This window comes from Roseobacter sp. TSBP12 (assembly GCF_009129705.1).
In the GTDB taxonomy this organism is placed as follows: Bacteria; Pseudomonadota; Alphaproteobacteria; order Rhodobacterales; family Rhodobacteraceae; genus Celeribacter; species Celeribacter baekdonensis_A.
Map to the genome: position 1 here is coordinate 1 of NZ_PYIB01000056.1, position 18,644 is coordinate 18,644.

At 58.0% G+C, this 18,644-nt stretch carries 17 protein-coding genes and 1 pseudogene; 11 read left to right on the forward strand and 7 right to left on the reverse strand.

Annotation, left to right across the window (positions count from 1 at the left end; genetic code table 11):
• On the forward strand, positions 1-192 hold a 192-nt coding region (locus tag C8029_RS16635; RefSeq protein ID WP_193217673.1), incomplete at its 5' end, for a response regulator transcription factor.
• Here the strand turns inward: C8029_RS16635 and C8029_RS16640 are convergent.
• Entirely contained in the window at positions 174-932 is a 759-nt protein-coding gene (locus tag C8029_RS16640) for an HpcH/HpaI aldolase family protein (RefSeq protein WP_009571574.1), read from the reverse strand. The two genes, C8029_RS16635 and C8029_RS16640, sit on opposite strands and share 19 nt — an antisense overlap.
• 131 nt (positions 933-1,063) lie before the next feature.
• On the opposite strand from C8029_RS16640, the gene C8029_RS16645 reads away from it, so the two are divergent.
• From C8029_RS16645 to eutC, 9 genes are all read left to right on the forward strand, one after another.
• On the forward strand, positions 1,064-1,984 hold the full coding sequence (locus tag C8029_RS16645) for a proline iminopeptidase-family hydrolase (protein WP_009571575.1): 921 nt from the start codon (positions 1,064-1,066) through the stop codon (positions 1,982-1,984).
• Entirely contained in the window at positions 1,981-2,811 is an 831-nt protein-coding gene (locus tag C8029_RS16650) for a carbon-nitrogen hydrolase family protein (RefSeq protein WP_009571576.1), read from the forward strand. The genes C8029_RS16645 and C8029_RS16650 overlap by 4 nt, the downstream gene beginning before the upstream one ends.
• A gap of 126 nt (positions 2,812-2,937) precedes the next feature.
• Positions 2,938-3,798 (forward strand): alpha/beta fold hydrolase, encoded by an 861-nt coding sequence (locus C8029_RS16655; protein ID WP_009571577.1) that lies wholly within the window; start codon positions 2,938-2,940, stop codon positions 3,796-3,798.
• The gene (locus C8029_RS16660) at positions 3,795-4,886 is read left to right on the forward strand and encodes an ABC transporter substrate-binding protein (RefSeq protein WP_152003330.1); all 1,092 of its coding nucleotides are present in this window, start codon (positions 3,795-3,797) and stop codon (positions 4,884-4,886) included. Before C8029_RS16655 ends, C8029_RS16660 begins: the two co-directional genes overlap by 4 nt.
• 60 nt (positions 4,887-4,946) lie before the next feature.
• Positions 4,947-6,683 (forward strand): ABC transporter permease, encoded by a 1,737-nt coding sequence (locus tag C8029_RS16665; protein WP_152003331.1) that lies wholly within the window; start codon positions 4,947-4,949, stop codon positions 6,681-6,683.
• A complete protein-coding gene (locus tag C8029_RS16670) occupies positions 6,676-7,749 on the forward strand; it encodes an ABC transporter ATP-binding protein (RefSeq protein WP_009571580.1) in 1,074 nt (357 codons plus the stop codon). The genes C8029_RS16665 and C8029_RS16670 overlap by 8 nt, the downstream gene beginning before the upstream one ends.
• 10 nt (positions 7,750-7,759) lie before the next feature.
• The gene (locus C8029_RS16675) at positions 7,760-8,413 is read left to right on the forward strand and encodes a GntR family transcriptional regulator (protein WP_009571581.1); all 654 of its coding nucleotides are present in this window, start codon (positions 7,760-7,762) and stop codon (positions 8,411-8,413) included.
• Positions 8,414-8,496: 83 nt separating this feature from the next.
• A complete protein-coding gene (locus C8029_RS16680) occupies positions 8,497-9,882 on the forward strand; it encodes an ethanolamine ammonia-lyase subunit EutB (RefSeq protein WP_009571582.1) in 1,386 nt (461 codons plus the stop codon).
• Positions 9,879-10,616: an ethanolamine ammonia-lyase subunit EutC gene (gene eutC / locus C8029_RS16685; RefSeq protein WP_009571583.1), complete on the forward strand. Its 738-nt coding sequence runs from the start codon at positions 9,879-9,881 to the stop codon at positions 10,614-10,616. Before C8029_RS16680 ends, eutC begins: the two co-directional genes overlap by 4 nt.
• A 5-nt stretch (positions 10,617-10,621) precedes the next feature.
• Here eutC and C8029_RS22110 read toward each other — a convergent pair.
• The 6 genes and pseudogenes from C8029_RS22110 to C8029_RS16720 all read right to left on the reverse strand — a co-directional run.
• Positions 10,622-11,243 (reverse strand): annotated as a pseudogene (locus C8029_RS22110) (IS6 family transposase); the annotation flags it as partial.
• 602 nt (positions 11,244-11,845) lie between these two features.
• Positions 11,846-12,649, reverse strand: a complete 804-nt coding sequence (locus C8029_RS16700) for a hypothetical protein (protein WP_009571584.1) — start codon at positions 12,647-12,649, stop codon at positions 11,846-11,848.
• A 144-nt stretch (positions 12,650-12,793) separates the two neighbouring features.
• Positions 12,794-13,462 carry a Hint domain-containing protein gene (locus C8029_RS16705; RefSeq protein ID WP_009571585.1) on the reverse strand — a complete coding sequence of 223 codons (669 nt, stop codon included), beginning with the start codon at positions 13,460-13,462 and terminating at the stop codon, positions 12,794-12,796.
• A gap of 59 nt (positions 13,463-13,521) precedes the next feature.
• Positions 13,522-14,127, reverse strand: a complete 606-nt coding sequence (locus tag C8029_RS16710; protein ID WP_009571586.1) for a DUF6778 family protein — start codon at positions 14,125-14,127, stop codon at positions 13,522-13,524.
• Between the two features lie 254 nt (positions 14,128-14,381).
• Positions 14,382-14,807: an H-type lectin domain-containing protein gene (locus C8029_RS16715; protein WP_152003332.1), complete on the reverse strand. Its 426-nt coding sequence runs from the start codon at positions 14,805-14,807 to the stop codon at positions 14,382-14,384.
• A 398-nt stretch (positions 14,808-15,205) separates the two neighbouring features.
• Positions 15,206-16,327, reverse strand: a complete 1,122-nt coding sequence (locus tag C8029_RS16720) for a Hint domain-containing protein (protein WP_152003333.1) — start codon at positions 16,325-16,327, stop codon at positions 15,206-15,208.
• 594 nt (positions 16,328-16,921) lie between these two features.
• Here C8029_RS16720 and C8029_RS16725 point away from each other — a divergent pair.
• Complete coding sequence (locus tag C8029_RS16725) at positions 16,922-18,277, forward strand: sodium/glutamate symporter family protein (protein ID WP_152003334.1); 1,356 nt, start codon at positions 16,922-16,924, stop codon at positions 18,275-18,277.
• Positions 18,278-18,644: the final 367 nt, after the last annotated feature.

Consider the following 18,644-nt stretch of genomic DNA (forward strand, 5'->3'; position numbering starts at 1 on the left):
CCGCTGAGCCCGCGCGAGGCAGAGTGCCTGTCGCTGACGGCGAATGGGTTGTCAGCCAAACAAATCGCCTATGCATTGGATCGCTCCGAGAGCATGGTGGTCAAGCATCTTCAGGCGGCGGGGGTGAAATTGGGAGCGCGCAACCGCAGTCACGCGGTCGCCATCGCCACACGTCAGCGCTGGATCTCTTGATAGGCCCGCGCCGCCGCGTCCCGTATCAACCCGACATCCGAGGTTGCGCTGACTAGCGCATAGCCGCGCGCGAACAGAGCTGACGGGGCCTCATTTGGCAACGCCGCCCCGCCCAAAAGTTTCCCTGTCGCGAGGATGCTTTGTTCGGCCTTCAGCAACGCTTCTGACAGTTCTGGAGAGCCAAGATCTCCAAAGGCGCCATAATCGGTGGTCAGATCAAGCGGCCCGAGAAACAGCATGTCGATACCGGGTGTTGCGGCAATGACGTCGATGGCCTCAAGCCCTGCGCGGCTTTCAATCATGACCGCGACCAAAAGGCTCTCATTCGCCTGCTTTGCATGGTACGTATCCGCGCCATAACGCGCCGCTCGTGAGACCGTGAACTGCGCGCCACGCCGTCCGATAGGCGCATAGCGGGCCGCCTGCGCGATGGCACGCGCCTCGTCTCCCGAGCGGACATCCGGCACCATGATTCCGTCAAACCCCGCATCGAGCAGCGGTTTGATCGCGGCTGGCGAGCCGTCCTGTGCGCGGGCCATGACAAAAGCATCCGAGGTGCTGCGGATCGCCCGCAAGCTGTGCAGCAAACTGCCAAGGTCCGTGGCCGCATGTTCGCGGTCGACGATCATCAGGGGAAAGCCCGCCAGTCCGATGATTTCGGCCACATCGGGCTGGTTGAGGAACAGAAAGGCTGCGGGCAGCTTTTCACCGGACAAAAGGGTTTGGCGCAGGGGTTTCATGTGCAGGCTCCATTTTGACTCCGTTCTAAAGCCGACGTGTAGGGTTGGCAGGGTGTAAGATGTTGCAGCTTACGTGGGGGGCTTGAGCTGCGGCAAAGTGCAGAGACATAGACGACCAAGGACGCCCAGTTATGCTTGCTGCCCCCGACATCCAACATTCCTCTACCCAAGACGGCCTTTACCCCTTTCGGGATCACATGACCTGGTATCGGGTGGTTGGAAACCTGCGCAGCGGACTTGCGCCGCTCGTGGTGGCGCATGGCGGTCCGGGATGTACGCATGACTATGTGGATGCCTACAAAGCGATCGCGCAAACCGGGCGCGCTGTGGTGTTTTATGACCAGCTTGGCAATGGGCGCTCGACGCATTTGCCGGATGCCTCCCCCGATTTCTGGACTGTTGAGCTGTTTCTGGCGGAGTTGGATGGCCTTTTGTGTCATTTGGGCATTCAGGACGACTATTGCCTGCTCGGGCAAAGTTGGGGCGGAATGCTTGCGGCAGAGCATGCTGTTTTGCGCCCGAAAGGGCTTAAGGCGCTCATCATTGCCAATTCGCCCAGCTCGTTTCGCACATGGGTCGAGGAAGCCCTGCGCCTGCGTCACGATCTGCCAGACGGCCTGCATGAAACGCTGTTGGCCTACGAGGGAAAAGGCGAATTTGACCATCCCGCCTATCTTGCGGCAACGGACGTGTTTTATCGCAACCACGTCTGTCGTATGGACCCTTGGCCTGCGGAAGTGGTGGCGACGTTTGATGCGATTGCGGCTGATCCGACGGTTTATCACACGATGAACGGGCCGACGGAATTCCATGTTATCGGCACGCTTAAAGACTGGACCATCGAGGATCGCTTGCACCTGATTAAGGCCCGGACTCTGGTCCTGACGGGGCGTTTTGACGAAGCGACCCCACGCGCAACCGAGGCCTATGCCAACAACATCCCCGGCGCGCAGTGGCTGATCCTCGGCAAGTCGAGCCACATGCCGCATGTCGAAGAGCACGATCTGTGCATGTCTGTTGTCGCTGATTTCCTGAACCGGAGCACCAAATGACTGTTTTTGCCGCCCTCCAACTGTGTTCGACCGCCGATGTGGCACAGAACAACGCCACCATCGAGGCGCTTGTGCGCGATGCGGCCCGTCAGGGCGCGCAGGTCGTCAGTCTTCCAGAGGCCGCCAATATTCTTTTGAAAGATCAGATGGCCTATCCGCGCCTCTGCCTGCCCGAGGCCGAAGATACGACGCTGGCGTTGTGCGTGTCGCTCGCTGCGGAGTTGGGCATCTGGCTGCACACAGGCTCCTTGCTGGTGCGTACTGAAGATGGCACTCGGGTGTGGAACCGCGCGCATGTGATTTCGCCCGAGGGTCGGATCATCGCCTGTTATGATAAGTTGCACACCTTTGATGTGGCTCTCGGCGGGGCAGGGGATTTTATTGAAAGTCGCGCCGTGTCCCCCGGCGAAAAAGGCGCGGTGATCTGCGATGCGGCGGGGCATACGCTTGGCTTGTCAATTTGCTACGATTTGCGATTTGCCTATCTTTTCCGAGCATTGGCGACGGCGGGGGCCAATGTCCTGATGATTCCAGCCTCCTTTTCGCCGATCACAGGCCCGTTGCATTGGGAGGTGTTGCTTAAGGCGCGTGCGATTGAAACAGGTGCCTATGTGGTGGCCGCTGCGCAATGCGGGATGCGCGACGGCGTCGCGACCTTCGGGCAGTCGCGCATCATTTCCCCGATGGGCGAGGTTTTGGCCTCTGCCGGGGATGTCCCCTGTGTGATTTTGGCGGATATTGTCGCGGAGACTGTTGCCAGTACACGCCGCCGCTTGCCAGTTCTGTCGCAAACCCGTGAGATTGGGAAGGTCACTTATGCCAGTTGAGGGGCCATTTAACGCGTCGAATACGGCGCAAAATATCACATGTCAAAAATTGGCGCCAATTTTAGCGCCGATTATGGTGCCTTTTTTGACCAAAGGCTATGGTGCGTCTAAACCGAAGGATTCGCGATGATGTCCAACCCATGTGCGCGCGGAAAAACCAGCCTTAACCCTTCACCCGATCCTCTGGAAGGCCTGCCTGCTGTCACTCTGTCAGGCACCGATTGGCGCTATGCCTTGCGGCCCGCCGAGGCTCCGGGGGCCCCGCTGCTGATCGCGGCCCATGGCAGTGACAGGGATGTTCATGGCCTGCTCACAGGTCTGGACCTTGGCGGTGCCGTGTCCCTTCTTGCGCCGCTGTTTCCGGCGCAGATTGACGATCACGATGCAAGTGATGATTATAAATTCCTGATCGGCGGCGGCACTGACTACCTGCACCTCATGGACCGTATTCTGGCCGAAGCTTTAGGGCGTCTGGGCCATAAGCCGCGCTGTATTTGGCTCTTTGGCTTTTCCGGCGGGGCGCAGTTTGCCCAACGTTACGCCCTGTTTCGCGCCGCCGAACTGGACGGGTTGCTCCTTGCGGCTCCGGGCGGCGTGACGTTGCTGCGCGAGGATGTCGCGTGGTGGCCTGGTCTTGACGGTGCTGAGGCGGCCACGGGTGCAGAGCTTGACAGGGAGGCTCTTATCACTCTGCGCACGGCGCTTTTCGTCGGCGGCGAGGATCGCGCAAAAGGGGTCGTCAATCGCGGTCCCGGCACACGCTTTGGATCGGCACAAGCAGGCCTCGCTGGAGCGACGCGCATCGATAAGGTCCATGCGCTGCGCGATAGCCTCACGGCTCTGGGTGCGCCTGTGACCCTAACTCTCATTCCAGGTGTGGGGCATACGCTTGCCCCCTGCGCCGAAGCGGCTTCGCATGTTTTGCGAAACTGGCTTGATCAACAACAAGCAAGCACCGTTCATACCCTCAACAGGAGTTCCAAATGAAACATCTCTGGATTGCCAGCGCCTGCGCGTTGCTGATGACCCAAACGGCACAGGCGCAAGCCGTGCCCGAAGGCTACCCCGCCGACTACAGCGATCTGATCGCACAAGCACAGACGGAGGGCTCGCTGCTTATCTACACCAACCTGTCGAGCTCCAACCTCGGTCCGGTCATCGAAGCCTTTAACGCGGCCTATCCCGATATTGAGGTCGAAATGATCGAGATGGGCCCGTCCGAGACCTTTTCGCGCTATGATGCTGAAACTGGCACTGGGGTACAGAGCGCCGATCTGATCATCGCGAATTCGATCCCCGATTGGGTGCGCGCGGTCGATGCGGGAACGCTGGATGACTATGCGTCGCCCGAACAGGCCAACCTGCCGCAATGGTCCTATCCAGAGGCAGGTCTCTATACGTTTTCGACCGATCCGATGGTCACGATCTACAATAAGCTGACGGTGTCAGAAGACCTTCAAGTGTCCTCAATGAAAGAGTATTTTGCCAATCTCGTTGCCCATCCTGAGGTGTTTGAGGGCAAGGTTGGGACCTATGATGGGCGCTACGCCTTTGGCGGTTCGATTGGCTATGCTTTCACCAAATTCCATGGCGATGCGGCGTGGGACTGGTTTGCCTCCGCAGGTCCGATGACCCGTCCCGGCGGCGGGGCAGGTGGCATGATCGAACGCACGCTCACAGGCGAGCTGGCCTCTTCGTTCTTTGTCTCCGCACCGGTCGTGTTGAGCCGTATGGACCCCGCGCTGGAGCAGGTTTTGGGCTGGACATTCCCCTCTGACGGCACGCCGGTTTTCCTGCGCGGTATGGGCATCACCAAGGATGCGCCTCATCAGGCCGCCGCCCGCGTGTTCCTTGATTATGTCCTCTCCGAACCCGGCCAATATGCGGTCGCGGACGGCAATCTGACGGCCTACCGTCCGGGGGTCACGCCCGAGGGTGAGAATGCCTATTCGCTGGATGAGGTTATCGCGGCCGTTGGGTCCGAGGACAAGCTGATCCTGATCGACTACGATGCCGAGATGGTCGAGAATTTCGAGGCCTTCAATGCCCGTTGGGGCGCTGCATTCAAGATGTAAGCCGGACAGGACCGGTTTGCTCAACGGGTGCGGACCGGTCCCCACCGAAAAGGATATTACATGACATATGCGACCCTCTCGGACCGAGCATCTCGCGGTGGCGGCGTTCAGCGGTCCTTTGACCGGGCGCGTCTGGCGCAATGGTTGATTTTTATCGTGACCGCTGCGCTGATGCTGGCACCGGCTCTGCCGATCTTGCTTCAGGTCTTTGTTGATCGCCCGCTTTACGCAGATGGCTGGCAATTCACCCTGTCCAATATTGGCGACATTGTGCAGTCCGAACGGATTGGGCGCATCGCGCTCACAACTGGCATTTTTGCCCTGTTCAGTGTGATCATCGCCGAAGTGCTGGGGATCGGCGCGGCGCTACTCATTGGACGGACTGATTTGCCGGGCCGCCAGATTATGGGCGATGTCCTGATGTGGCCACTCTATTTGTCCCACCTGATTTTTGCGCTCGGCTGGGTGGTCATGTACGGCCCATCAGGGTTTGTCACGCAGACCATCGCGCAGCAGACAGACGGCGCGCCGTGGAACCTCTATTCCATTGCTGGCATGTCGCTTGTTGCGGGGATTTCGCAGGCGCCATTGGCCTATCTCTATTGTCTCTATGGTGCTGTTCGCTCTGTCGATTCCACGTTGGAAAGTGCCGCTCGCACGGTCGGTGCGGGGCCTTTGCAAGTGCTGCGTCGGGTCACTTTGCCGCTCATGGTGCCCTCGATCATCACCTCGTCGGCGCTCAATCTGGTGATTGCCGTCGAGACCCTGTCCATTCCGCTGTTTCTGGCGCGGCCGGCGCGGATCGACACGCTGTCGACGTTTCTTTACGCCGAAGGGATTGCCGCCTCGAACCCGAACCACGGGCTCGTTGCTGCCTCGTCGCTTCTTTTGATGTTGCTTGTGGGCTCCGCGCTTGTGGTGCAGCGCATCTTGTTGCGCCAGGGGCACCGCTATGAAACCGTCAAAGGCAAAGGATCACGTCCGATGGTCCTGAGCCTTGGTACGCTGCGTTGGCCTCTGGCACTCTTGACGGGTCTCATTCTTCTCGTCGCGGTGGTTGTGCCGATCGCGGGTATCCTGTTGCGGGCCTTTACCTCGTTCCTCTCGCCTCTGGTGCCGTTCACCAAGGTTCTGACCCTCGCCAATTTCGAGCACCTGTTTGGCAATCCTGCCAACCTGCGCGCGATTGGCAACACGGTCCAAATCTCGCTGCTGTCAGCGGCGCTTGGAACCGTGCTTGCCGTCGCTGTGGCGTTGGTCATCCAACGCTCGTCGTTCAAGTTCGCCGGTACACTTGAGGCGCTGGCCTATTCGCCGCGTGTCATCCCCGGGATGATCACGGGGTTGGGGATCTTTTATGCGGCGATCATTTTGCCGCCGATGGGATGGCTGCGCGGCAATATCGGGATCATGGTCGTGGCCTATGTCATGGCGACCCTGCCGCTGGCGCTGGGGGTGATCCAACCTGCGATTGTCCAGATCGGGCGCGACCTCGACAAGGCCGCGCGCACCGTGGGGGCTGACTGGGTCAGTTCCATGCGTCTGATCATGGTACCCCTGCTCAAACCCGCGGTGCTGGGCAGTTTCATCCTGCTCTTTGTGTTCCACCTCAAATCCTACATCATCGCCATTTTCCTGATCGCCCCCGGTCTCGAAATCATGGGCGTGACGATGCTGTCCTTGTGGACCAACGGCGATGTCGGTGAACTGGCAGCCTTTGCAACCCTTCAGATCGTGATGATCGCTGTCCTGCTGATCCTCTCACGTCTCCTTTTCAAGGTTAAGATCTATGACTGAACTCGTGCTCAAAGACGTCTCGCGCCGATACGGCACAGCCCTCGCCATCGACGGCATCAACCTGAGTGTCACAGACGGTGAATTCCTGACCCTTTTGGGCCCCTCCGGCTGCGGCAAATCTACGACACTTTCGACGATCGCGGGGCTGGACCAACCCACAGGTGGGCGCATTTCCTTTGGCGAGCAGGTGTTGGTGGATGCTGCATCCGGCACCTTCCTGCCGCCTGAGGCGCGCGGGTTTGGTGTGGTGTTCCAAAGCTATGCTCTGTGGCCGCATCTGTCCGTCGAAGACAACGTTGGTATGGCGCTGAAACTGCGCAAAGTGCCCGCGGCCGAGCGGCGCGCCCGCATCGCGCAGGCGCTGGAACTGGTCGAGCTGGGATCGCTGGCCAAACGCTATCCCGGTGAATTGTCCGGTGGACAGCAACAGCGTGTGGCACTGGCGCGCGCGATTGTGTTTCGCCCGCCGTTGTTGTTGCTGGACGAGCCGCTGTCCAACCTCGATGCGCAGTTGCGCCAACAGGCCCGCATCTGGCTCAAGGATATCCAACAGGAACTGGGGCTTACCACGATCTACGTGACCCATGATCAAGACGAGGCGCTGGCCATGTCTGACCGCATCGTGGTGATGCGTGGTGGCAAGATTGTGCAACTTGGTACGCCGCAGGAAATCTACCGTGACCCGATCCATCCCTTTGCCGCAAGCTTTATCGGCAATGCCAATCTGTTGGCTGTGACAGGTAGCGCCACGTCGCATGTCGGCCCCTGCGACGTTACTTTGGGCGACGGTCAGGTCGTTCGGGCGCGCACGCCACTTGCGGATTTGTCTGCGGGCGCGCAGCTTTTGGCCATCCGACCGCATCTGATCCGTTGCGTCCCAACCGATGATGCGTCAGAAATCAAGGTTGAGTTCGGTCCCGAAAGCTACCTTGGGGATCACTTTGAACAGGAGGCCCATGTGGCAGGCTCCACGATCCGGTTGAGCATCGACACACCACAGCCGCGCGGTGCAGGCCGGATTTGGGTGCGGGCGCAAGATGCCGTTGTGTTTGGGGTAGACGGATGAGGGCGCTGATATGACCGCGGAGGCCCCTTCTTTGATCGACCATATGCCGGATGACGTGACCGAGCGTCTGCGCAGCGACATCGTTCTGGGCGCGCTACGTCCGGGCGAGTGGCTGCGCCAGATCGACTTGCAGGACCGCTACAACTGCACACGTAGCGCTGCGCGTACCGCTTTGGCAACGCTCGCAAATGCGCACATCGTGGAGCACACGCCAAATCGTGGGTTCCGCGTGGTGCTGCCCTCGATCGAGGCGCGCGTGGAAATCACCGACGTGCGTTTGATGTTGGAATTGCCCGCCGCGGCAGAGGTCGTGGCCAATGCCAGTGATGCAGACATCGCTGACATCCGGGCGGCGGCTCTGGCTTTTGATGCCGGTGTGGATGTCTTGCCATTTCAGCAGATGCGCGGCCTCAACCATGCGTTCCATCGCGCGTTGGTCGCTCCCCTGCAGAACTCAACACTTGCGAGCTTGATCCATGAGTTGCGCGAACGCGACCTGCCGGGCGACTGGTCGAATTGGGCCACGACGGCCAAAGTTCGTCAGTCCAGCCTTGACCACCTGCACATGGTCGATGCGATAGAGACGGGCGATGCACGCGCTTTGCAGGACATCATCGAGGTGCATTTGACACGATGGCAAACGCTCGACGCGGACCAAGATTGAAGGTTGGGCAAGGCGAAGGGCGCGGGCATAGGGCAACGTGCGCTTTTTAAAGGCCCAGTTGAAACGGAACCGGAGCCCATCGCATGAGCTATTCGCATATTTTCGGCACCACGCGCTGGCATTTTGAGGACCTGCGCATGCTGCTGGCGCGAGCAGCGCCGCACCGTTCGGGTGATGTTTTGGCGGGGCTTGCTGCGCGCAGTGCCGAGGAACGGATTGCTGCACAATATTGTCTGGCGGATGTGCCGCTTAAGGCCTTTCTCGCAGATGCTCTTATGCCCGAAGTGGCCGATGAGGTGAGTGATCTGATTGCGGCCCAACATGCCTCTGATGCCTTTGCGCCGGTCGCCTCCCTGACTGTGGGAGCGTTTCGCGAATGGCTTTTGGGCGCAGATGGCCCTGCCATTGCGGCGGTCGCTTGGGGCCTGACGCCAGACATGGTCGCTGCCGTCAGCAAACTCATGCGCAACGCCGATTTGATCAGTGTGGCGCGCAAAATCAATGTGGTGCGTGCGTTTCGCACCACGGTGGGTCTGCCGGGGACGATCGCGGCGCGCAATCAGCCCAACCATCCGACTGACGATCCGTTGGGTATTGCGATCAGTGCTGTGGATGGGCTGATCTATGGCTCGGGCGATGCTGTGATCGGCGTTAATCCAGCCACCGATAGCGTCAGTGACTATATTCGCACCACGCGGTTGCTTGACGAGCTGCGGCTCACCTATGACCTGCCGGTTCAATCCTGCGTGCTTGGCCATGTGACGACTGCGATTGAGGCGATCAACCTTGGTGCGCCGGTCGATCTGGTGTTTCAATCCATCGCAGGATCGCAATCGGCCAATGCAGGCTTTGGCGTCTCGCTGTCGATCCTGCGCGAGGCTCAGGACGCCGCCCGTGCGCTCGGACGCGGCACGGTGGGCCAAGACGCGATGTATTTTGAGACGGGGCAGGGCGCGGCCCTGTCGTCGAACGGTCACCACGGCGTCGACCAGCAAACCATGGAAGTACGTGCCTATGCGGTTGCCCGCGCCTTTGACTGTTTGCTGGTGAACACCGTCGTGGGCTTTATCGGACCGGAGTATCTCTACGACGGCAAGCAGATCATCCGTGCGGGGCTTGAGGACCATTTCTGCGGCAAGCTTCTGGGCGTGCCGATGGGCTGTGATGTCTGTTACACCAACCATGCCGAGGCCGACCAAAATGACATGGATCTTTTGCTGCACAGTCTGGCGAATGCAGGGGTGAACTTTGTCATTACCGTTCCGGGGGCCGACGATGTCATGCTGAATTACCAAAGCCTCGCGCACCATGATCTTGCGCAGTTGCGCGAAACGCTGGGCCTTACCCCCGCGCCGGAATTTGCCGCATGGCTGGCGCAACACGACATCCTTGATCGTGCGGGACGTGTCACTGGCGCGCAAACGTGGTTGCAGGGCGCAGGGGCCAAGTTATTGGAGTTTGGCGCATGAGTGATGACAGGCCCGTTTTGCGCCGCGTCCTTACGGCGGATGTGATGACAAATCTCAAGCGGTTTACGGATGCGCGTATTGGTCTGGGCCAAGCGGGTTCAGGACTGCCAACGCAGGCCGTTTTACGGTTTTCCCTCGACCATGCGCGGGCGCGCGATGCGATTTCCTCGGCCTTTGAGGTCTCGGCACTTTCGCGGGCGCTCAAAGACGGCGCTTGGCCTTTGGTGGTCGAGAGCGCTGTCACATCGCGCGAAGAATATCTGACGCGTCCGGACCTTGGCCGTCTCCTCTCGGGCACATCTCAGACGCGGCTTTTGCAGAGCGCGCTGCGTTGCGATCTGTGCCTTGTTGTGGCCGACGGATTGTCGGCACTGGCGGTCAACCGCAACGCTGTGCCGCTCATCGAGGCGCTGCGACCATGCCTGCCTGCGGGGCTGACTGTTGGCACGGTTTTGCTGCGCAACGGGCGGGTGGCTGCGGGTGATCGTATTGCGTTGGCGCTCAAGGCGCAGGCCGTTCTAACGCTCATCGGAGAACGCCCGGGCCTGTCGGCGGCCGACTCGCTTGGGGCCTATGTGACATGGCACCCGCGCGCCGATACGCGCGATGCCGAGCGCTATTGCGTGTCCAACATACGTACCGGCGGCATGGATATTTCCGCTGCCGCCACCCTGATCGCCACTTTGTTGGAGCGCAGCCGTTTGGCAGGGCGCAGCGGGGTCGCTTTGGTATGAGGCGGCTACGGCTGCGCGCTTTGCACGTAGCGCCCCGAGAGGCGATGTGCCTCATTGCGAATACGGTGGCGTTTCGGGCGAAAGAGAACGGCGGTTTGACCATGGACCGACAAGAACATCTGAACCTGTCTTGCTGATTTAACCCGGCCGAAAATCTCCTCTCGTCGAGGGGTGTGCCGACGAGACGCCTCGCCGCGGTTGTTCAATCCCTTGTGTGATACGTGATCAACGCGAGGACAAAGCTCGCGCGTAGCGACGCCATAGCTGAGCAATTTGTCCGTTGCGATAACCCGAGGTGTGCCCCAACGCTTCATGAGTTTTCGCAAGAAACGTTTGGCGGCTTTAGCGTTTCGGCGCGACTGCATAAGGATTTCGAGGGTGTCTCCATTGCCATCGACTGCACGCCAGAGCCTGCTTTTTCCCACGGATCGTGACCACAACTTCGTCCAGGTGCCATTTGTCGGCGGACTGGGGGCGTTCACGTCGGATCTTGGCCGCAATCTGTGTGCCAAATTTCGCCACCCAATCTCGGATCGTCTCATGACGGACCGTGATGCAGCGTTCAGCCAGAAAATCCTCAACGCCGCACAGGCTGAGGGCGAAACGGTGGTAAGCCCAGATAGCATAAGGGCTGCTGGTAGCGTCTTGGCAGTCCCGCTTTGGCCATGCTGGGGTGTTGGAGCGATCTTGTCCGTACGCGCTGTAACGGAGGCTCCAGCGACGGACGAGCGGCGGCTTCGTCCCGTACGGAGTGAATTCGCGCATGCTCTTATTTCGCGCCTGCAGCGAAAGTCCGGAATGACGGACCGCATTGCCGCATCATATATAATGGACGATCAGCAGGTTTGGGCCGGGAACGAGGTGAAATGCAGGAAATTATGCACTTACCGTAATGCGGGGTCGGAAGACACCACATGTATTTGAGGCGAACCGGTGCCGCAACGGCGCCCTAATGCGTTTCGGCTTGAACTTGAATCGCGGGGGATTCTCATGAGGTGTCAGATGTGATTCATCTGTTTTGGGCGGATGGATCATGTCAGCACCTTTGCCATTGGCACTCAGAGGTCGGTTCCAGAGATTGATTGAAGAAGGGGTAAGCGGGCGAGCGGCAGCGTTGCGTCTGAAGCTTTCACCAGCAACAGGTGCGCGATGGGCGCGCCAGGTGAGAACCGGAGGCCATGCTGCCCCAGCCCTCCAAGGTCCTCCGCGCGGGTCAACATTTTGCGCATTTATTCTTTGCTGGCCGAAGAGGCGAGATAGGCGTTGAATTGGCTTTCGAACCGCGCGTCATAGCATTTTCCCTCCTCAGAAAATGCTATGATTTTTCCATTGTCAGAAAGCAGATGGTAGAAAAGGGCCTGAGATCCATACCAACCGACGAACGTGTTGTCCGGCCTGAGTTTCCGGAACGATCCTGCCGGAATGCCCGCCACCATGCGGATAATATCGAGCGTTTCAGGCATCGCGCGACATATGTCCGGGTCCAGAATCCGGACAATGTGATTGGACGCATCCCGTTCGACGGCACAGGCATGTAGAGATATCTCCCAGTCCACGCCATTTTCAACCACGACCACTGGATGGCACAGGAATGCCATCAGTTCGGCAACATGCCGGATACAAGTCTGTTTGTTTGTCTCCGAACGTACGGAGTCCTTCATTTCTGCCTCTGTGAGAACGGTCTCCGGGCTCTCATCTCTCCAGAGATCAGTCGGCCAAACGACCAGAATGTCCCGGTTCGACAGCTCTGATATACCCTGTTCCAGCCTTGACGCATATGCAATTGACACCTCGGCGCCGAACGCCTCAATAGCGTGCCTGATGGACACTTCATGCAAACCTGTTTCTGCCCCGTAACCGCCAATTTCCACCCCAGAATGAGGCCCAACGAGGACAACAAGTTCCGTCTGACCGGCGTCAGACAGCTCTTTCAGGCAAATCTCCAAAAGTGTCCGCCCACCAATTTTTCGCAATTCACTCAGGTGCGGACCGTCGGGCAGATCAAAACCGACAGGAACTACGGCCAATGCCATTCACTCCCCTCCAATGTCTAAATCAGGTTTGACAGGCGGCACCAATTCAACACGAGCAGACGAGGTGCCCATTCATCATTTATTGCGCCTGTCCTTTATTGACCCTGTCCTTGCGTCGCGTCACCTGCGACGAAGAAAAATTCGTCAGAGCCCAGACTGGCAGGGTGACACCGCCTCGACATCAGGGGCATGTCCCGTTCCCAGATCGACGAATTTTACGGCATTCACCGCCCCACCTGCGTGTTTGTACAAAAACCGCGCCTCTTCATCGCTGAGAAACAGAAGGCCCGAGGGAGTGTTTCGGATCATTTTCAAATGTCCAGCGTCTGGCCCACTGGTTTTGTCCCGCGCTCCGAGTGCTTCCATAATCAAGCCGTTTACGTAAATCAGCCCCGGCTGATTGAGACAAAGCGCGATAAAGCGCCACTCAGTCTGATCGGAGCCGCGCGCCAGTCGATCTTCGCTCAAAGACGCTGCGCGGACCAATGCTTTGGAAGAACCGAAAATCTTCTGACAATGCGGCGTGTCTACCAGCAGTAACGAATGCGGCGACACACAAACACTTCCTTTGCCATACGGATTGATCTCTATCGGAACGTCCCGCCCGCCATTGGCGCAAACCGTCACATGAAGGAAGCCTTCCAGGACGGCTGCGCCCCGATCATAGGTGAGGACACGATCCCCTTCGCTCAGATCTTCGATCAAGATGGCCCCAGTCGGGGTCATCACCATCGCACCTTCAGAGATCAACCCCGGCAGGACAGGTGTCACTAAGCGTTGGCCAAGCTCTTGAATTCCAAGCAAATCGGTCATCTTGGCCCCTCCCTTTTCCCGCTCTGTTCTGAATGTTGCGAAACCGGGGATGCGGGGTTTTAACGCCCCATCCGCCAGAACTCTCCGCGGTTGTCAGGACCTGTGCCAAGCCAGCCCCGCGTTGTTTCTGCAATCTTGTTGACGATACGCAAACGTTCCCCGGAGCCCAAGGTGCCCCCGTTCACTGCGGTGAGCGCACGCCCATCCGATGCAACGATCTGTTCGGGCACCAGAACAGTGTTTGTACGGGCGTCTCTGACTTCGATTTTGAAGCGCACACTTTCTACGCCAGTGCCGTCCGGGGCGACGTGGAACGCCTTAGGTGTCAAAGCGTGAAACCTGATCAGTTCCACATCGAAGACAACGGGAACCGGTCCTCTAAGCCCCTTGCTCCCCTGCGCAAGCCCTTCTTTGAGAATTGCAGCAACCTGCACACGCTTGTCGCCTTCACCATCGCCGTACCAAACGATGTCTTCTTGCGGGATCACCACATTGATCCGATTGACCTCAAGCGCCTCCGGCACGTCAACATGAATGGCTTTCACGGTCCATGCTCTGGACGTTTCTGAAGAAACCGGCGTGTAATCCACTAAGAATTCTGACCCGCAGCCAGACAGGCCGATCAGAGCTAGAGAGGCGACAATAGTACGGGCAGCACTCAGCATATGTGTATATCCTTTACTCATTAATTTTTAGACTTTGCGATCAGAGCACTTCGTTGCCCGCGTCCTCTCAACCCGGTACGCCGGATCATCGAAAACGGCGGGATGTGTTGTAACCTTCGTGCTGCGCACAGCGACGCCTCATCAAATTACGTCGAAAAGCGGAAGTTGTAATTTCTCTACCGCACTGCACAAAGCGCAATTTACGAAGCGCTTTTGCGGCACTTCCTTCGCAAACCGGCTGCAGTCTGGCGCCACTAAGAGGTTCGGGCATCGACGATCTCCGCATCCGGGATGGCTATAGAAAAACCGACGGATTTCCATGTGACCACGATCTCTTCGACATCGTGACAACGTGACACTTCAGCAGAAATATCGAATCCATCACCAGTGATGTCAGTTGCTTTCAACCGGCATCCGGGCACATGCACCGGGAGGTGAAGCGATACCGAAGGCGGCACTTCAAAGGGCACGTCGAACCACACCCGACGGATCAGGTTGATGGCCCGCATTTCTCCTTCGATCGCAGGCAGGCTTGGGTGCAAACGGATACGAAGAGGCTCCCGCCCATGGAGGACGCACACCTCTTTACCACAGAAGGCCACATGCTGTTCGGAGTGCTCTTGCACACCCGCCTTGGACTCGTCGAAACACTCGCGGGCCAGCCATATCTTGCGTATCATTCTGGGGATGTGTTCTTGTGACGGGCGCTTTCGCAGCGTCCAGTTTGTGTTTGTATGTCCCATTTTTGCTCCTGATTGTTAAAACGTCACACGATGAACCTTGTTTCGAAGCGGATGTCCTTGTCCTAGGACTTGAACGAAGATCCGGAACGCAGAGGGAAGGCCCCAAGCTCCGGGTCAGGTGAGGGCCTGCGTCTACGGACACGGCGCACAACACACGACATATAAATACAGACCGGGACCAAGCAGTGCTGCCAGTAACCGCTTCATATTGGGGGAATACGGCGGAAAGCCTGCCGATCCCGGCCTGTATCCCCTCTCTCGCAAGGGCATGAAGAGAGGGGGGGAAACCAAAAAACCATTTACACAAGAGTTAAGGCCGAACATATCCGTCCTTTTTAAGCCACCAGAAGTTTGCCGTTGCACTTAATGCGCTCGGCCAATTTGCGTGCCCGACGCCCAGGCACCAAAAGACGTACAGCTGCGGTGCCTGCCTCAGGATCGGCACGCAGGGCCGGAAATATTGTTAAAATCTCATCACGCGCCTCCGGGCTCACCGCTTTCAAGGCTTCGGCCCCCGTGAACAGGCTCTCGGTGGCAGCCCCATTCGAAAACACGATCTGATGCTGGTCAAAAAGGAAGTGCCAATAGGTCACTTCCGTCATGTCAGCCGCCACCTCAATGCCATCGAGGGTCACAAGATGTTTTGCAGCCACGAGGACTTCTTTGGTCCCGAACATCCGTTCGGCCACCTGCGAGCGGACCAGAACACGGTGCTGCGGTGAGACGATGAGATCCTGTTCCGGCAGACCGTGCCCCAAAGCCCCCGCGCGGATGCTGATCGGACGCAGGTTCGGGCTGATGTCAAGTTCCGTTGCCGAGAGCGTCCGAGATCCGATCCAGCGAACCGGTTGATACCCGTGGTCCAGCGTCAGGATCATGTCGCCGACTTGGATATCCTCAATCATGGCCTCCCCGTATGGCGTTTTGAACTGCGTGCCGGAGGTGAAGCAGACCACGACAGCTTGGTCGTCATTTGCCGATACGGAACCCGCACCATATTCAACACCGTCCCATGTTCCCACTGTGATGCTGGTGATATTTCCGGGATAGAAATCAGCTGGCCATTGAGCGTTGATGCTCTCATTGATCCGAAGGACCGCATCCCCATTTCCCAACTGCCAGACCGTAAGGGTCATCGTCCAGGTCTGTTCCGTTCCGTTGAAATCAAGATAGGTAATAACTGTATTTTCATAGAGGGCGACTTCATTCAGTTGACGCTGAACCCCGTCAGGAGTGATGATACCATCCCCCCCACTCACGGTGCCGTCGTCTACGTCTGCATCCCAGATCGCATCATTTCCGTCAGCGTCCACCATCTGAAGGTCGCCGTAATTGTAGTAATCGAAATCCACGCCTGCAGTGAATTCTGCCCCGTTTAAACTTCCATCGAGATCAGCCGCGCCGTTTTGAGGTATGAGGCCTTGCCCATACCACGCCCACATATCAAGAGTAGCCATTCCATATCTCCCGAATTGCCCTAAGAAAAAGACTTAAGGTGTTGTAAGATACTGCCTCGTGTCGCCTCTAACCCTTCTCAAGCCACCCTTTAGCGCCCGTGGAGTGCGCTATGGCTTCTGCATTTCCTAAAGTGCTGTGACGTGCCTTCCCCCCATGCGAGACGCCCCGGTCAAAATTGACTTCCGCAGCCGTGCTTGGCTTTCACACCCGAGTTCGCCGTGCACGCCGCCGCCTGCCAAACACGCGACACTTGAGCCAGGTCCAAATAACTGCGAAATTCCAAGCATCAGGGAAAATTTCCTTGGGAATCGATCAACGTGTTTCGAACAGAGGAGCACAAGCCTAGGGGGGGCGGAATTTCTCTAGTGACCAACAGTGAGTGACGCCTGAGAGCGAATGCCTTTGCGATTCAACGCTGTTTTCGGTCGTTTTTTTGCATCGGCAGGCGGTATAAAGCGTCGATTTAGGGGGGATTTCGCACTCTAATTCCCCCTTACGAGCGCAAGAATCTAAACACAGGCAAGAACGACTGACGCGAGAGACGCACTTTTCGGGAAAACTTTACCAAACGACGACATTTGGAGGACAAGTTGGTGACGCTACTGACGCTCGCACTTTTCATAAACCTTTTGCTTATCTTATCGCGCTTGATACTCCGGGCCGGTCCGACCAGTTGGACCATGGCTGTTCCCCCGGCGGTTCTGGCCGGTGCACTGGGCCTTGGAATACGGCTTTTTGCCGAGCATTTTTTTCCGGACTGGCCCTTGTTACAATCCGCAGTGGGGTACTTCATGCTGTTGCCAGGGCTGATGCTTGTCCCGCTGCTGGCCGGTATTCCGCTCGGGAACCGCCCGTCGGCCGCCACACGCAGTATAAAACGCAACGTTATGATGATGTTGCTCATAGGCATTGCCGTTTTCGGGCTGCAAGTCATGATCGGCGGTTACCTTGCCGAGGTTTTGCGCCTCTTTTACAAAGACCTTCCTGCCTATGGCAGCCTTGGTCTTGAAATGACGGCCGGCTTCTTTGGCGGTCATGCAACCTCCGGTGTGCTTGGCAGGGTTCTGCACGATATGGGGCATAGCGAATGGACGCTCGCACAGGCCCTGGCGATTACCTATGCCACTTACGGCCTCGTGATGAGCATCGTAACAGGCCTCATTCTTATAAAAATTTTTCGACGTCCAGGCCGGGACGGCCAGACCCGAGCTCACCCCATCAAAATGGAACAAGACGGAATATCCATGCCGCAGCGGCGCAAAACACAAGGGGTGCGCTTGCTTGCCACCGGGTTTCTGATCCTCCTCGCCTCTCTGCTTGGATTGGGCTTCCAGATCACATGCATGCGGCTCGGCATTGCCGGGCTTAGTGTGGTGCCGCCATGGATTTATGCTTTGCTCTGTGCATGGCTGCTTTGGAAGGGCCTGCGCAACACGGCTGTCGGGCGTCATGTAGACCGTGACAGTTCCCACAACGTAACCGCATATTGCTCAGATATTGCAGTGATCGCGGCGATCACCGCCTTGCCGTACGAACAGGTGGGGCCGATGCTCAAGCCGGTTCTGATCATCGCCACCGCAGGCCTCATCGGAACGATGTTTCTTGTTCTGGCGGTGTCTGCAAAAGTGTTTCATGCGTCCTCTTGGCTGGAGCGGGCGTTGTTGATGTACGGAACCGGCACGGGCGTCTATGTCAGCGGGCTTGTGCTCTTGCGTATGGTCGATCCAGAGCAAAAAAGTGATGCCCATCCTGACGCCGCACTTGCCTATCCGATGATTGCCATGCTGTCGCTTTTCGCTCTGCCTGCCCTGGCGGGTTTGGGGGAAGTGAAGGGAGCTGTCGCCATGGGGACGACCGGCGGTTTCATTTGCCTGTCGAGTCTTCTCATCATGGCCCTCGCAGCGCGTCTGAAAATCTCAAAGGTATCGCCGCCGCATTCCAGCGTTTGAGAGGCCTCATTGTGTCAAAATGCCTCCGGCAAACCCCGCATGTTATGTCTGCGGTCACACCAATGGATGTGTCTTGGAGGATGGCCTACCTCATATTTCCGCAACAGTAAGGAGAGAATGGGGGTGGCGTGCCCGCCATAAGGGCCGTCACAGCCGCTTTGAATATAACCTTTTCCGCATAGAAATGGCTCTCGCAACGCGGGTGCAATTATTCCCTTGTGGCAAGAAAACCATGCGCTATCTTCGCGGAAAACCATCAAAATATGTCGCTCCAAAACCGAACCAGTAGCGTTTGAAGTATTTTCATATTGAAAACTGATGCTCTGGAGCGAACTGTTGGACATTCCTGTAGCCTTTATCTTGTGTG

Bases quoted from the DNA above. Each gene is read 5' to 3' on its own strand.
- C8029_RS16640 (WP_009571574.1), bottom strand. From the start codon at position 932: ATGAAACCCCTGCGCCAAACCCTTTTGTCCGGTGAAAAGCTGCCCGCA.
- C8029_RS16645 (WP_009571575.1), top strand. From the start codon at position 1,064: ATGCTTGCTGCCCCCGACATCCAACATTCCTCTACCCAAGACGGCCTT.
- C8029_RS16650 (WP_009571576.1), top strand. From the start codon at position 1,981: ATGACTGTTTTTGCCGCCCTCCAACTGTGTTCGACCGCCGATGTGGCA.
- C8029_RS16655 (WP_009571577.1), top strand. From the start codon at position 2,938: ATGATGTCCAACCCATGTGCGCGCGGAAAAACCAGCCTTAACCCTTCA.
- C8029_RS16660 (WP_152003330.1), top strand. From the start codon at position 3,795: ATGAAACATCTCTGGATTGCCAGCGCCTGCGCGTTGCTGATGACCCAA.
- C8029_RS16665 (WP_152003331.1), top strand. From the start codon at position 4,947: ATGACATATGCGACCCTCTCGGACCGAGCATCTCGCGGTGGCGGCGTT.
- C8029_RS16670 (WP_009571580.1), top strand. From the start codon at position 6,676: ATGACTGAACTCGTGCTCAAAGACGTCTCGCGCCGATACGGCACAGCC.
- C8029_RS16675 (WP_009571581.1), top strand. From the start codon at position 7,760: ATGACCGCGGAGGCCCCTTCTTTGATCGACCATATGCCGGATGACGTG.
- C8029_RS16680 (WP_009571582.1), top strand. From the start codon at position 8,497: ATGAGCTATTCGCATATTTTCGGCACCACGCGCTGGCATTTTGAGGAC.
- eutC (WP_009571583.1), top strand. From the start codon at position 9,879: ATGAGTGATGACAGGCCCGTTTTGCGCCGCGTCCTTACGGCGGATGTG.
- C8029_RS16700 (WP_009571584.1), bottom strand. From the start codon at position 12,649: ATGGCATTGGCCGTAGTTCCTGTCGGTTTTGATCTGCCCGACGGTCCG.
- C8029_RS16705 (WP_009571585.1), bottom strand. From the start codon at position 13,462: ATGACCGATTTGCTTGGAATTCAAGAGCTTGGCCAACGCTTAGTGACA.
- C8029_RS16710 (WP_009571586.1), bottom strand. From the start codon at position 14,127: ATGCTGAGTGCTGCCCGTACTATTGTCGCCTCTCTAGCTCTGATCGGC.
- C8029_RS16715 (WP_152003332.1), bottom strand. From the start codon at position 14,807: ATGATACGCAAGATATGGCTGGCCCGCGAGTGTTTCGACGAGTCCAAG.
- C8029_RS16720 (WP_152003333.1), bottom strand. From the start codon at position 16,327: ATGGCTACTCTTGATATGTGGGCGTGGTATGGGCAAGGCCTCATACCT.